Annotated in this window: 12 protein-coding genes; 6 read left to right on the forward strand and 6 right to left on the reverse strand. The window is 61.8% G+C overall.

Annotation, left to right across the window (positions count from 1 at the left end):
- The first annotated feature begins 141 nt into the window (after positions 1 to 141).
- Complete coding sequence (locus tag DSC91_RS03735; protein WP_115779679.1) at positions 142 to 1,272, forward strand: ATP-binding protein; 1,131 nt, start codon at positions 142 to 144, stop codon at positions 1,270 to 1,272.
- A 22-nt stretch (positions 1,273 to 1,294) separates the two neighbouring features.
- On the opposite strand, the gene DSC91_RS03740 is transcribed toward DSC91_RS03735, so the two are convergent.
- The gene (locus DSC91_RS03740) at positions 1,295 to 3,550 is read right to left on the reverse strand and encodes a patatin-like phospholipase family protein (RefSeq protein ID WP_425272031.1); all 2,256 of its coding nucleotides are present in this window, start codon (positions 3,548 to 3,550) and stop codon (positions 1,295 to 1,297) included.
- Between the two features lie 242 nt (positions 3,551 to 3,792).
- Complete coding sequence (locus tag DSC91_RS03745; RefSeq protein WP_229758282.1) at positions 3,793 to 5,079, reverse strand: metallophosphoesterase family protein; 1,287 nt, start codon at positions 5,077 to 5,079, stop codon at positions 3,793 to 3,795.
- A gap of 540 nt (positions 5,080 to 5,619) precedes the next feature.
- Between DSC91_RS03745 and DSC91_RS03750 the strand changes: the two genes are divergently transcribed.
- A complete protein-coding gene (locus tag DSC91_RS03750; protein ID WP_115776888.1) occupies positions 5,620 to 6,585 on the forward strand; it encodes a hypothetical protein in 966 nt (321 codons plus the stop codon).
- Positions 6,582 to 6,977: a hypothetical protein gene (locus DSC91_RS03755; RefSeq protein WP_229758283.1), complete on the forward strand. Its 396-nt coding sequence runs from the start codon at positions 6,582 to 6,584 to the stop codon at positions 6,975 to 6,977. Before DSC91_RS03750 ends, DSC91_RS03755 begins: the two co-directional genes overlap by 4 nt.
- 82 nt (positions 6,978 to 7,059) lie before the next feature.
- On the opposite strand, the gene DSC91_RS03760 is transcribed toward DSC91_RS03755, so the two are convergent.
- The 3 genes from DSC91_RS03760 to DSC91_RS03770 all read right to left on the reverse strand — a co-directional run bounded on the left by DSC91_RS03760 (position 7,060) and on the right by DSC91_RS03770 (position 10,816).
- Complete coding sequence (locus DSC91_RS03760) at positions 7,060 to 7,464, reverse strand: 2-oxoglutarate dehydrogenase (RefSeq protein WP_115776889.1); 405 nt, start codon at positions 7,462 to 7,464, stop codon at positions 7,060 to 7,062.
- A gap of 49 nt (positions 7,465 to 7,513) precedes the next feature.
- Positions 7,514 to 9,358 (reverse strand): S10 family serine carboxypeptidase-like protein, encoded by a 1,845-nt coding sequence (locus DSC91_RS03765; protein ID WP_115776890.1) that lies wholly within the window; start codon positions 9,356 to 9,358, stop codon positions 7,514 to 7,516.
- A gap of 564 nt (positions 9,359 to 9,922) precedes the next feature.
- Positions 9,923 to 10,816 (reverse strand): LysR family transcriptional regulator, encoded by an 894-nt coding sequence (locus DSC91_RS03770; protein ID WP_115776891.1) that lies wholly within the window; start codon positions 10,814 to 10,816, stop codon positions 9,923 to 9,925.
- 116 nt (positions 10,817 to 10,932) lie between these two features.
- Here DSC91_RS03770 and DSC91_RS03775 point away from each other — a divergent pair, with 116 nt between their 5' ends.
- On the forward strand, positions 10,933 to 11,814 hold the full coding sequence (locus DSC91_RS03775) for an aldo/keto reductase family oxidoreductase (protein WP_115776892.1): 882 nt from the start codon (positions 10,933 to 10,935) through the stop codon (positions 11,812 to 11,814).
- A 43-nt stretch (positions 11,815 to 11,857) separates the two neighbouring features.
- Here the strand turns inward: DSC91_RS03775 and DSC91_RS03780 are convergent, their stop codons facing one another.
- On the reverse strand, positions 11,858 to 12,775 hold the full coding sequence (locus tag DSC91_RS03780) for a LysR family transcriptional regulator (protein ID WP_115776893.1): 918 nt from the start codon (positions 12,773 to 12,775) through the stop codon (positions 11,858 to 11,860).
- Positions 12,776 to 12,928: 153 nt separating this feature from the next.
- Here DSC91_RS03780 and DSC91_RS03785 point away from each other — a divergent pair, with 153 nt between their 5' ends.
- Both DSC91_RS03785 and DSC91_RS03790 read left to right on the forward strand, forming a co-directional pair.
- Positions 12,929 to 13,255: a carboxymuconolactone decarboxylase family protein gene (locus DSC91_RS03785; RefSeq protein ID WP_115776894.1), complete on the forward strand. Its 327-nt coding sequence runs from the start codon at positions 12,929 to 12,931 to the stop codon at positions 13,253 to 13,255.
- 64 nt (positions 13,256 to 13,319) lie between these two features.
- Positions 13,320 to 14,324: an aldo/keto reductase gene (locus DSC91_RS03790; RefSeq protein ID WP_115776895.1), complete on the forward strand. Its 1,005-nt coding sequence runs from the start codon at positions 13,320 to 13,322 to the stop codon at positions 14,322 to 14,324.
- The last annotated feature ends 111 nt before the right edge of the window (positions 14,325 to 14,435 follow it).

Below are 14,435 nucleotides of genomic sequence, written 5' to 3' on the forward strand. Positions count from 1 at the left end.
GCACAGGGGCAAACGCTAATAGACCACTAACAATACAAGAAAAGGCACAAAAGCCAGATCAAGAAAGGACCAACACCATAACCGCACACGTGGCGAACCCCAATGACCCACAACAGCATCAAAAGAAGCGAAGAGAAAAAAATGCCACCTCCAGCGGAGCAAAAAACCTTACCCCTCTACCGCTATGCCAAATGGCGCTGGCACCATTTCCGCCGCTCCTGGACGGACACCCGGGCAGACAGAATCCCGAGCTGGTCGCGGCTATACGTTCGCGTCTACACGCGCCTGTTGACACTAACAGCGCTAGTACTGGCAGCATCGATCGCAACCCTGAGCCTGACACTAAAAGCATCACCAACGATCTGGCAAACACTAACAACAGCAAAAGCATCGATCCCAATCGCATTGCTAACCCTACTGCTGCCGGCAATCACAGCGTACCGCTGGATGCGCCCAGTCTGGCTAGACCTGGTCATGGTCCGCGAACGCGCAATCGACTTCACCGGCGGCCGCTTCAACACCCGCGCACGCGAATCGCACAGCGTGATAATCGGCCCCCTGGCCCGCACGTTAAACGCTTTGGCCGAGCGCATGGAACGCCTGATCGCCGCGCAGCGCGAACTCACCAACGGCATCTCCCATGAACTGCGCACACCGTTGGCCCGTGTGCGCTTCGCCCTGGAAAACCTTCGCGAACCCGCGTCCGCGGCCGAGTACAACAGCGCGTTGGCAAGCATCGACCAGGACGTCACCGAGCTCGACGAGCTCATCGACATGAGTCTGACCTACGCGCGCCTCGAATACAGCTCCCTGCAATCGAACCTCGAATCGACGTTGCTCACGGCATGGTTCGACAGCCAGATCACCGACGCCACGTTGCTTTACGCGGACAAGCAACTCGTCGCGCAGGTAGACGTCGACACGTCGCTACGCGTGGTGATGGACAAGCGCCTCATGTCCTACGCGATGCGAAATCTGCTGCGCAATGCCAGCAAATACGCTCATTCGCGGATCATGGTCGGCCTGAGCGTCAGGCACGGCAATGTGGAAATCTACGTGGAAGACGATGGCGCCGGTGTGCCGCCCGACCAGCGCGAACACATCTTCAATGCCTTCGTGCGGCTCGACCGTCAGACCGGCGGCTACGGGCTGGGTCTCGCGATTACGCAACAGGTGCTGCGCGCCCATCACGGCCGCATCGCCGTCACCGATCCCTCGATGCTGAGCGGCGCACGTTTCGAACTGAGCTGGCCGGTGGGCACAGCGGCGTGAAATACGCCGTTCCTACGTCACATCAGTAGGTATGTCCCAGCTGAAAGTAGAAGTTATGGCGGCCGCCCGGTGCGAACGCTACGCCTAGATATATCGGTCCAAACGAACTGGTCAGCGCCGTGAAAGCCGTTATGCTGCGCTTCAGCGATCCGCTGCCGAACTCCGAATCGCGGTTCCAGACGTTGCCGGCTTCAATGCTCAGCCCCGCAAACAAACCGCGAATCGGCGACGCATTGAACGTGGCAAGCTGATTCATGTAGGTGATCTGGCCGTACGCCATCGAGTTGCCGGACAGTTGGTCGGCGGCATAAGCGGACAAATGCTGGAAACCGCCCAGCGTGAAGCCGAACGGATTCGTCAGATTGGTGCCGCCGAAGTCGTTGCCCGCTTCGATGCTCGCGTTGATGCTGTGCCGTCCGTAGCTCGCCGCGACAATGCCCTTGCCATATACCTCGGTGAAACTGTCGCTGCCCGCGAACAACGAACGCTCCACGCGTAGTTCGCCGAAGTAACCTTTGCGGGCGAACAACGGGTCGTCGAGCTGATCGATCACGAGACGTGCGCGCGCGCTAAGCTGCCGCCCGTAGATGTCGGGGAACAGCAGCGGCGAGTTGGGCTGATCATCGATCGGCAAGTTGTATTGCGGCGACGCGAAGCCATGCGCGTATGCCACACCGATGCGGAAATCGCCGAGACGCGCGAGCGGCAAGCCGAAATCGAACCCGACTCGCTCGGTTTGCAAGCGGTATTGCGTGATCTTGATGTTGCCGGAGTCGTCGTAGAGATTGGCGTAGCGGCGCTGAAACTCGAGATAGGGCGCGACGTAATAGCCGAAAGAACTCGACAGCGGCTGCCGCAGCTCCGCGTGCAGGTTGATCAGATCGCTGCCGACAGTCCCATCCACGCGTCCTTCCAGTCCTGACGGCGTGAGCCATGGCCGGCGATAGCCGAGATGCAGCCGGAAGCCGCCTTCATCCGTTGAACTGCTCGACAAACCCAGCCCGAACAGAAGGAAATTCGGTCCCCACAGCTTTTGCTGCGCGGAGACGATGAGTGTGTGCTTGTCCCCGTCGTCGACGAGTTGCTGGCTCACGTTGTCGAAGTCGCCCGCGGTGGTGAGCGCCAGCAAGTCTTTGTTGAGCGCGACCGGATCGTAGACGTCGCCGGTTTTGACGTGCAGCGCGGCGCGAATGCGCGCCTCGGGCACCGCGCCTTGCGAGGCGATCTCGATCTGCGTGATCCGCACCGGATGCATGACGGGCACACCGTGCCGGGCGCGCCATGCGGCGTAGTCGGCGGGCGAGAGCGCCAGATGCCGAAGCTGCGGCATCGCCGCACGCGTGGCGGCGGCGCCGGCCGCGATCGCCTGGCTTGCATTGGCGAAATCGGTGAAGCTCAAGGAGCCGAGCGCCGGTTCGATCAGTACGTCGCCGGTTTGCAGCTGTTCGCGTTGGCGCGCGACGTTCTGGTGAATCAGAATGCCGATCATCTGCTGCATCACGTCGGCGGGAGAAGCCAACGCATCCAGCGGCCGCAGCGGCGAGCCGATGTCGACCGCGATCACGACGCTCGCGCCCATGTCGCGCGCCGTGCCGATGGGCAGATTGCTGACGATCCCGCCGTCCACCAGTGTGCGCCCGTCGATATCGGCCGGCGCGAACAGGCCGGGCAATGCCATGCTGGCGCGAATCGCCTGCGGCAGCGAACCGTGGTCGAGCACCACCTCCTGGCCGGTGCGCAGATCGGTTGCGATCGCGCGATAGGGGATCGGCAGCCGGTCGAAGGAAGCGTTGCCCGGCACGGCGGACGTCCAGTCCTGCAGCAGCGCTTGCAAACGATTGCCCTGGACGAGCCCGACCGGCAGCCGGAAGCCATTGGCGCCGTAGCCGAGCGAAAGGCTGTTCACATAGAGCCGCTCGTCTTCACGACGTGATTGCGGCAGGTCGGCGCGGTCGGTGACGTCGAACGCGATGTCCGCGAGATTGATGCCCGTGAGGCGGTTTTGCATGTCCTGCGCCGTCATCCCGCTCGCGTACAGGCCGCCGACCACGGAGCCCATGCTGGTGGCGGCGATGCAATCGACCGGAATGCGGTTTTCCTCGAGTACCTTCAGCACGCCGAGGTGTGCATAGCCGCGTGCGCCGCCGCCCGACAGCACGAGACCGACAGAGGGGCGGCCGGCCGGGCCGGCTTGTGCGCCGCACGCGGCCCCGGCTGCGAGAGCGGGACGTGCGAAGGCGGCGATGCCGCACGCCAGTAGCGCCACGATGCAGCGCAAGCGGAGAACGATAAGCCGACGCCGAGTGTGCGCCGCCGTTTGTTGAAATTGTTCGCTCGCCAACGCTCGACTCATCGGTTTTGATGCAGAAAGAAAACCGAGAGATTACATGGTTTTACCCCGGTAAAAGCGCGTGATTTTGTGAAAGTGTCGGTTTGCAAAAAAGCGTAGCCGTGATGCTTTTTATCTGGCGTCGCGGTGCCGTGTGTTTTGCGGTCGTGAAGGCCCCGCGTTCCCGATCGCTAGCGCACCAGCGCGCGCACGGCTCTCGCCGCCATGGGATGCCCCAGATCCGACGCAACGAAGTGAGCCACTTTCCGTTCGGCGAGGTCGACCGTCACATAGTCGTTCGGGGCTTTTGTGTTGAGGCCGTCGGACGCCGAATGATATTCGATACGTAACTGCGTCGCGGTGACGACAATGCGCAGATAGCCGTAATTGGTGTCGTCGTAGTTTTCCAGTACGACCTGATCGGTGGTGGCCGACGCCGCCTGCATGATTTGCGGGGCGCGGAGGGCGGGTGCACCGCGTGCGGCGAGCTTGATCAAACCGTGTCCGCCGTTGCCGCACACGAGGTAGGGAATCTGCGTGCCGTCCGCATTGCGCGTGCGTGTGAAGCGCTGATAATTGTGTGCGTGGCCGGACAGAAACGCATGCGGCCACACACCATTGGCTTCGCACACCTTGTCGATCTGCGCGAGCATGTCGACGCTCGATCCGTGTCCGCCCGCGGAGTACGGCGGATGATGATCCGCGATCAGCAGTGCGCCGCTGAACTGCTCGGCTTTGACCCGCTTGAGCGCGGCATCGAGAAAGTCGAGCTGAGTGCGCCCGATGTTCGGATCCGAAATCACGCCCGGATCTTCGAGCGTGTTGCTGTAAATCACCAGCACGCGTACGAACGGCGCCTCGAACGTGAAGAACACGCCAGGCTGAATTTGCGCGGTGCGCGACAAGCCGCCGGCTTCGGGTGTAACGGCAAACGTCTCCGCACAGAAATTCCGCAGGAACGCGGCGAGACTCGCGGCGTGCGCTTCCGGCGAAACCATCCCGTCATGATTGCCGGCGCAGGCGAGGATCGGTGCCGGATAGTCTCGATACGGTTCGTAAAACTGATCGTAATAGTACTGGCTCTCGCCAAAGCTATAGACGACGTCGCCGAGTAACAAGGCGAACTGCGGCACTTCACTCGCGTTGGCTTCGTTGAAGTCGGCCGTCAATTTGTCGGCCACTTCATTCTGGGTCGCCGGGCCTTTCGTATTGCCGCAATCTCCTAGCGCGTGAAACACCAGCTGTCCGCCGGCTGTGATTCTGTCGATGGTGCTTGCGTTGCCGCCCATGACTTCCGCGAGAGTGAGCTGAGGCTCTACGCCGCCTCTCGGTGCGGGAAACGGCAACGGAAATAGTTTGTGCTCGGCATTGAGCTTGTCGATTTCCTTATAGGCCGCATCGTCCGATGGATGGGGTACGCGAAACACCGTCGGGTCCGCGGTCGGCTGCGGTTGCGCGAACACGGGTTTGTCCAGCATCCGTGGACGCAATGCTGTCGCAGTGGAAGCCCCAGCGGGCTGGCTTGGGCTGCCGGCGAGCGCAGTGGCCTGTTTGCCGGATGCGGCGGCTTTGCTTGCAGGCTTTCGTTTGCCTTCTGCTTTCGCCGCGCTTTCTTTTGCCTTGGCTTTGGATTTCGACTCGCGTTCTGCCGACATGAGCACCTCTTGTAGAAGAGTAAGCGGGGTCATACGCAAGCGGCTTCCGCCGTCGCGTTCATCGAACCCTACGACATGCGTGTTTCGGAAAAGTGTCGCGGCAGTGTCGAGCCGGGTTTGCCGGCACGCTCGGCTCCGCGCGCGGCGCGAGCGGAGCCGACCTGAAACAATTTATGTCAGCCTATGTCACAGCGCCTTTGAATGAACCGGAAAGCCTTGCCCAGTGGGCTTCTGTCAGCCTTCTGCCGGGGTGAAACAGGGTGACATATCTTCGCTGCTGATTAAATTCAGGCGTCCTCCTATAGTCCGTTTGTCGCCACGCTGCAGTGCGCAGAAGTGGCCCGAATTCAAGAAGGACATACCGTGAAAAACTGTTCGTTCGTCGTCGCAGCGACCGCCGCTTTCCCCGTTTCCGTAACCGCGCCCGCATCCGTGCGCGGCGCCCTGCGCAAGCTCGTCCTCACCGCGACCGTCACCGTGCTCACGCTCGGCAGCGCTTCCGCTTTCGCCTGGTCGCAGCACGGCACCGCCTACACGTCGCATGGCACCTACAACGGCGCGCGTTATGGCTCGTGCAGCGGCGGCAGTTGTTCGCATGCCGGCGGCGTGGTCGGCCCCTACGGCGGCCTGGCGACCAACACCGGCACGGTGACTCGCAACGCGCCGGGTCAGTTCTCGAATTCGGGCACTGCGACGGGGCGCTACGGCAACCAGGTTCAGCATGCCGGTGACACCAGTTGTGCGGGCGGCACGTGTTCCCACACCGGCACGCTTACCGGACCCGACGGCAAAACGGCCACGACTTCCGGCGATGTGAGCAGAACCGCGCCTGGCCAGTATTCATCGTCCGGGTCGATCACAGGTTCGAACGGCAACACGGTCGACCACTCGGCATCGACCAACTGCGCGGGCGCTTCATGCTCACGTTCCGGCACGGTGACCGGCTCCGATGGCGGGACCGTCAATCATTCCGGCACGGCGACGCGTGTAGCGCCGGGTGTCGTGACGACGTCGACGAGCACGACCGGCACGCACGGCAACACGGTAACGACGAGCGGAACGGTTACGACTACCGGCGTCGTCACGACGGGTAGCACGGCGGTGGTGGTGGCGCCGAAGCCTGTGGTTGTCGTTCCGCCTCCGGTCGTTGTTCCGCCGCCGGTCGCGTACGTGCCGCCACCTCCGGTTGTCTACGTTCCGCCGCCGCCCCCGCCGCCTGCTGTGTATGTCGCGCCGCGCGTCGTGTATGCGGCTCCTGCGCCGCGCCCTGTGGTGTGGGTGCCGGGACATTGGGTGGGGCGTGTCTGGGTGCCGGCGCACTGGTCATGAGCGACGACGTGCGAATGAGGACCGCGAAGGACGCCGGCCGAATCGGTCCAGAGTGGATGAGCGGGCACGCAAGCGCGCCGGTGGTGCGGCCACGTTTCAAAGCGGTACGTACATGGACGCTGTTCAAGGCAACTGCGTTGGCAACGATGATCGTTGCTACGGGTGTAGCGATCGCAGTGGGTGAGCACATCACAAGCGTCGACATGCAAACTGTGCACCGAACGATTGAATCCGAATCGGACTGCTCGGCGAAATATGCAGCGTTGCTCGACCTCGCCGAATTGGCGAGACGCGATGGCAAATCATCGGAGGTTGTGATGCGAGGACTGAGCGACCGCGGCGGCGCCATGCGCGAGTGTTTGCCGACTGGCAGGTACGCCGGGGCGAGGTAGGTGCGCGAATGGCCGCAGCGGCCATTCGCACGTGTCGAAAGCGGTCTTCCAGAGAAGCACCGCCTGGGCCAATGATGGCGCGCTAACGGCCCTGCTGCTGCAGATACTGTCTGACGTCGCTCAGGGTCACACTTCCTTTATGGCTCGTATCGATCTGATCGAAGTGCTTGGCAACGTAGCCGAGCCCCGCGGTCTGAGCCTGCGTTTTCGTGACCGCCGCGCCATTGCTGAGGGCCGTGTTCGCCCCCAGCCGCGCTTCCAGCCGCTGCTGAGCTTCCTGTTGCAGTGCCGTGCCGGTCGACGGCGTGACGGGGACGGCACGGTTTTGAGGGAAGAACGGGCCGTCGACGCCTCTGGCTCCGTTTGGCGGCGTTGCCGGCGCCACCGCTTGCGGCGGCAACGCATAGGCGCTGCCAACAAAGCAGCCGAGGGCGATCAACGGGGAGGCACGCCGCAACATATCGAAAATGGACATGATGACTCGCATTGATTGAGTGAATAGAGTATCGCGAACGAGGCACATCGCGTCAGTTCAGTCAGGGTGCCGTGGCTTGCGCCGTGGCAGTGGCGGTCGGCTGACTGGCGGGGCTTTCGTCGCGCCACGGCGGCGGCAGCGTCCAGAGGGCGAGCGCATCTGGGAGTGGTGTGCCGCGGTAGAAGCGCACCAGATCCCGTTTCATCAGCGGACGGGCGACGTCATCCAGATAGATCATATGTCCGCCCTGGAAGAAGTTGACCTGCAAGTCCGGATTCAGACCGGGCACCGTCTGCAGTCGTGCCAGTTGCTTCTCGGTATTGAAGAACGGCGTGGCCAGGTCGTGAAAGCCGTTTTCCGAGAGCACCTTCAATTGCGGATTGAGCGTTAGCGCGCCCAGCAGATCCGGGATCGTGTCGGGCAGGGGCTGACCGTCATGCGAGAAATCCCACACCTGGATGATGTTGTCGTTCAGCGGCAAATAGGTCGCGTTCGGCGCCGTGTATCCCAGGTAGTCAGGCATCTGCGTTGCCAGCGCCGTGGTGAACGGCTGGGAGATCAGGATGTCGGACGGGTCTCCGTCGTTTTGCAGCCGGGGATCCGAATTCGGCAATGACACGCGTCCGTCGTATCGGCCGATCGTCGTGCCGGGCAGGAGGCTCGTCGAGAACGGGTTGGCGCCGAAGTAGCCCTGCAGCGCCTGCAAGGTCAGACCGGATGGCAAGGTCCAGGACTGAAGCGTTTTGGCATTGGGAAACACCGGCGTACCCAGCGCGTCCGGCGCGCCGAGTTGACTGAGCACCCACGATTGCGAATACCGTCTGAAGCGGTTGTATTCGGCTGTGACGAACAGACTCGCCTGGTATGCGTACAGGTCCTGATTGAGCGGCGCCGGCGACACCTGGTTGTAGTAAGCCGCGACTTCCGCGTAGCCGGGGAAATAGCCGGCCAGCGTATCCGTATCCAATGCCAGCGCGCTCGTCGAGTTCGTGATGGCGACGGCCTCGATCGCATCCGCGAAGTAGTTCAGGATTGCAGATTGAAGGACGATGCCGGTCAGATGCACGCCGGCCGATTCGAGCGCCAATGCAAGCATGTCGGTGCGCGGCGTGCCATACGACTCGCCGTACAGATAAATCGGCGAGCTGCTGCGATTGTTGACCGTCAGATAGCGCTGGATAAAGTCGCGCATGATGTTGACATCTGCATCGGTCGTCCAGAATTTCTGGTTGGTATTCGGCAGAATCGCTTCGGAAAGACCTGTTCCGGGCGGGTCGATGAAGACCATGTCCGTGGTGTCGATCAGGCTGTCCTTATTGTCGACGAGTGGATAGTTCGGCCAGTTCCCGAACACGGGATCGGGCGTGGCGACCCGCGTCGGCGCGAACGAGCCGAGCCGCAGCCAGATCGAGGAGGAGCCCGGGCCGCCGTTGTAGACGAACGTGACAGGACGCAGCGAGCCGTTCGCACCCGGCGCGGTGTACGCGACATAGGACATCGTGGCTTCGGGGTTGCCGCTCGAATCGGTGGCCGTCAAATGACCAGTCGTCGTGGTGTAGTTGATCGGCGTTTTACCCAGGGTCCACTGGTAGTGCATGACCGCAGCCTTCTCGGAGGCCTGAGCCGGTGCGAGGCCATCTGTGGCATTGCCCGAATAGGCGACCGGGTCGACATAGGTTTGATTGCCCGTTGGCGATTGCGCGGCGGCCTGCTGCGCGCTGAGCTGCTGATTCGCGGCGGTCTGCTGCATGCTCACAGCCGTACCGGAGGACGAACCGCCGTCCCCTCCGCCGCATCCGCCGAGAAGCGTGATCGCGACCGTTAATGTTGCCATGCCCGTTCCCAGGCCCGGCAGCCTGCTGTGGCGATATTGGCTATTGCCGGAAAGACGCTCGTCTCGTTTCATCTCTATCCTTGGTGGTGGGTTCAGATACCGTTTCACAAAGGCCGCTATCGCCGATGAAAATATATCGGAGTTCGAAATATCGATGGTGCATCGTCGGCATGCAGCGGTGAGACCAACTTACTTCAAGGCGCATAGATTCAGATCTCTATGCAATATGCGTAGAATAACTAAATATCTGGTTTGGATATTCCGGTTCTTTTCGGGGCATTTTCCGCAATCGGATATTCGTATATTGGCGGCAGATGAAAAATAGGTGACGCTGCCATCCCTTGTCAAGGATGTACCGGATTTCCGTAAATGCAACTTCGGAAAGTTGCGCGTGAATTCGCGTGGGCGTCAATTAGCCAGCGTGTGGCTCGTGCGGCGCGGGTGTGAGTTAGTTGAGTGTTTATTACGAGGCGGAATGTGTTTGTTTGTTAATCGTAATAATTAAAGTGTCCTGATCGTCCGATTCTGGCGTCGCGCTGCCGGCAGGCGGTTATTTGGTTTCGGCCGGCACCAGGTCCGCAGGTATATTGCTTCTCGACAGTCGACCCGATATAGGGTGTAGTTAAAAGGCTCGCACTAACCACCCGCCTTCAGGAAATCGACAAAGACGCGCAACGGCGCCGGTAAGTGACGACGTCCCGGATAGTAAAGAAACGGCCCCGAAAAGCGCTGCCACCACGGCTCCAGAATCGGCTCCAACGCGCCGCTATCGAGATGCGGCCGCAGCATGTCCTCGAAAAGATGAATCACCCCCACGCCTGCGATAGCTGTACTGACCGCAAGGTCGATTGCCGCGCCCGGTCTGACGAGAAGCGGTCCCGACGGGTTCAACTGCACCACCTCGTCGTCGCGCTCGAAATACCAGGTCGGCGTAGCGCCGCCGGCAAATTGACCCCGCAAGCACGCATGAGCGAGCAGGTCGCGCGGATGCCCGGGTCTGCCATGCGTGTCGAGATAGCCCGGCGCCGCAGCCGTCGCGAACCGCTGCACACGCGGACCGATTGGAATCGCGATCATGTCCTGCTCGAGCCGCTCGTCATAGCGAATGCCCGCATCGCAACCGATCGACAACACATCGACGAAGCCATCCTCCACCACGACCTCCACGCGTATGTCCGGATAGGCCTTCAGAAACCGGGGAATGACGGTCGGCAATACGATGCGCGCGGCGCTCGACGGCACGTTGAGTTTGAGTGTGCCGCTCGGTTTGTCCCTGAACAGGTTGAGGACGTCCAGCGCGGCTTCCATCTCGCTGAACAACGGCGTCAGCTTGTCGATCAGACGCAGGCCGGCTTCGGTCGGGGCCACGCTGCGTGTGGTCCGGTTGAGCAGGCGCATCCCCAGCTTCGATTCGAGACGGCGCACAGCAATGCTCAGGCTGGAGGCGGAGACGCCGCTGATGCGCGCGGCGTCGCGAAAGCCGCCGGCGCGGGCGACCGAAACGAAAGCGGCAAGATCGTTGAATTCCATGACCATTGTTCGAAATATTTAACAACCTGTGCAATTTAGGCCGGATTATCGAACAACGCAATCGCCGTCATACTGCTGCTCAACCCTTCACCTCATCTCACGTCAAGGAGCGCGCCATGTCGAACTTCACCCCTGCGAACACATTTCCGCTGGCCGGCCACCCTGTGCGACGCATGGGCTACGGCGCCATGCAACTGGCCGGACCCGGTGTATTCGGACCGCCGAAAGATCGCGATGCAGCGATCGCCGTGCTGCGCGAGGCGGTGGCGTCGGGCGTCAATCACATCGATACGAGCGACTTCTACGGACCTCACGTCACCAACCAGCTGATTCGCGAAGCACTGCATCCTTATCCGGATGAGCTCGTGATCGTCACCAAGGTCGGCGCGGTTCGTGGCAACGATGGCTCCTGGTTGCCGGCGCCCGAGCCGGAAGATATCGAGCGCGGTGTCCACGACAACCTTCGCAATCTCGGTGTGGACGCACTCGACGTCGTCAACATGCGATTGATGGGCAGCGTGCACGCGCCTGCCGAAGGGTCGATCGAAAAGCAGGTGACCGCGCTTGCCGAACTTCAACGGCGAGGGCTGGTTCGCCATATTGGCTTGAGCAACGCGACCGCGGCTCAGGTCGCCGAGGCACGGGGCATCGCGGAGATTGTCTGCGTACAGAATCACTACAACCTGGTTCACCGGGCAGACGATGCATGGGTCGATGAACTGGCGGCGAAGGGCATCGCGTACGTGCCGTTCTTCCCGCTGGGCGGATTCACGCCGATCCAGTCGTCGGCGTTGTCCACGATCGCGCAAACGATCGGTGCGACGCCGATGCAGGTGGCGCTCGCCTGGCTCCTGCATCGTGCGCCCAACATTCTGCTGATTCCGGGCACGTCGTCGCTCGGGCATCTGCGGGAAAACATGCAGGCGGCAAGCTTGAGCCTGACCGACGAGGTGCTGGCTGAACTGGATGCGATTGGCGGCGGGAATGCAGAGGCGTGATCGCACCGGTCAGATTGCGCACACGGCCCGCATCGGGCCGGTGCTATCGATGTCGTTGCGCGGATGGACCGGCCCGGTAGCGCAGCGTGTCGACCAGCACAGCCAGGGCGCGTGACGATTGACGGCGGCTCGGGTAGTAAAGGTGGTAGCCCGGAAAGGTCGGGCACCAGTCCTTGAGAACCTGCTTGAGTTGCCCCTCGGCGATATGCGGTCGCGCCAGATCTTCCGGGATATAGGCGAGACCGCAGCCAGCCAGCGCGGCATGGAGCATCTGGCTGGTTCCGTTGAACACCAGTTGGCCTTCCACGCGTACGTTCAGTTCGTGTCCGGACTTTTCGAACTCCCAGGCATATAAGCCGCCGTGAGTCGGTAGCCGAAGATTGATGCAGTTATGGTCAGTCAGGTCCCGAGGCGCCTTCGGCCGCGAACGTTTCGCAAAGTAGGCGGGCGCGCCGACGACTGTCATGCGCAGGTCGGGCGCAATGCGTACCGCAATCATGTCTTTCGCCACCTGATCGCCGAGACGTATGCCAACGTCGTATTGCTGCGCGACGATATCGGTCAAGCCAAAGTCGACGATAACTTCGACCTTGATGTCCGGATACTCGGACAGAAGCTGCGTCAGCTTCGGTTGAAGAATCGAGTTCGCCGCATGCTCGTCTGTTGTGATCCGGATAGTGCCGGCGGGCTTATCCCGAAGCTCGCTCAATGCCGCGAGCTCTTCGTCGATTTCATCGAAACGCGGTCCTACGGTGGCCAGCAACCGCTCGCCGGCCGGTGTCGGCGCGACGCTTCGCGTTGTTCGAGTCAGCAGGCGGATGCCGAGCCTCGATTCCAGCCCGCGGATGGTGTGGCTCAGCGCCGATTGCGACACACCCAGTTTCGCCGCGGCTCTGGTAAAGCTGCGTTCACGTGCGACTGCAAGGAAGGCCAGCAGATCGTTCAGGTTTTCGCGCGCCATTCATGAATCTCACTCATAAGTGTTTGTTGATTCTACCGTCTAGTCGCCTGTCTCCGCAGCCGGTAAATTGAGTGTCGCAAGTGATCGAGCCGGCATGGACGCACGGTGTCCGTATGGCGGATCGCAATCCGGATCTGAGTTGGAGATGATTTCATGGCTAATGAATCCACCGTTGCACGCAAGGCGTTTGGCGATTTCGCCCCCGCACTGGCGGACTATACCGACAAGGTGCTGTTCGGCGACGTGTGGGCGCGCCCGGAGCTCTCGCCGCGTGATCGCAGTCTGATTACCGTCGCAAGCCTCGTCGCCCTTTACCGCACCAACGAGCTTCCTTTTCACATCGGCAAGGCGCTCGACAACGGTGTTTCCCGCGACGAATTGGTCGAGTTGATAACGCACCTTGCCTTCTACTCGGGGTGGCCGACGGCCAACACTGCGCTGCCGATTGCGAGACGGGTTTTCGAGAGCCGTGACGCCTGACCGGCCGGGTCGAGTCTCCCGGTTATTTCTATTTCAGGCAAAGCCTGAACGGAGCACACAATAAATGGACTATCGGTATCTGGGGCGCAGCGCCCTGAAGGTTTCCCCCTTGTGTCTCGGCGCGATGATGTTCGGCGGCGAGACTGACGAGGCGAGTTCAAAGCGGATCATCGACAAGGCATACGACCAGGGTGTCAATTTCATCGACACCGCTGACGTCTATCACGCAGGCCGTTCGGAAGAGATTGTCGGCCGTGCCATTGCCGAGCGCAGGGACAACTGGGTCGTGGCGACGAAGTTCGGTTTCCCGAGCGCGCCAGCTCCGAACCAGCAGGGCCAGTCGCGCAAGTGGATCATCCAGTCGGTCGAAGCCAGCCTGAAACGGCTCGGCACCGACTACATCGACATCCTGTACTTTCACCGGGCGCTTGCCGATGCACCGCTGGAAGAGGGCGTGCGTGCCATCGGCGATCTGATCCGTCAGGGCAAGGTCCGCTACTTCGGCGTGTCCAACTTCCCGGGCTGGCGCATTGCCGAGGTCGCGCGCCTTGCCGATCAGCTTGGAATCGACCGGCCTGTCGCCAGCGAGCCGCTTTACAACATCGTCGACCGTACCGCGGAAGTCGAACAGTTGCCGGCGGCGCATCACTACGGTTTGGGTGTCGTCTCGTATAGCCCGCTCGCGCGTGGGGTGCTCAGCGGCAAATATGCTGTGGATGCCGCGCCACCGGCCGATTCGCGCGCCGGTCGCGGCGATCCGCGCATCCAGCAGACCGAGTGGCGGCCGGAGTCGCTCAGGATCGCCCAGGCGATCGCCGGGCATGCGGCCGAGCGCGGCACGACGTCGATTGCGTTCGCTCTGGCGTGGGTCCTCAAGAACCGGAGCGTTAGCAGCACCATTGCCGGACCGCGTACCGAAGCGCAATGGGACAGCTATGTCGACGCGTTGAGATTGCAGCTCGGACCGGACGACGAGAAACTGGTCGACAGCCTCGTTGCGCCCGGCCATGCTTCCACGCCCGGCTACACCGATCCTGGCTATCCGGTTGAAGGGCGGCGTGTGGCGTGAGACCCTGAGCGCCCGCGGGATTGAAGGACTGTCGACTCAAGCCTCGCGATAGAATCGGGCGATAAGACGTTGAACATGACACGTTGCTCAACCCGTTCAGCGTCAACCGGG

It is taken from the genome of Paraburkholderia caffeinilytica, from assembly GCF_003368325.1.
Lineage (GTDB): Bacteria > Pseudomonadota > Gammaproteobacteria > Burkholderiales > Burkholderiaceae > Paraburkholderia > Paraburkholderia caffeinilytica.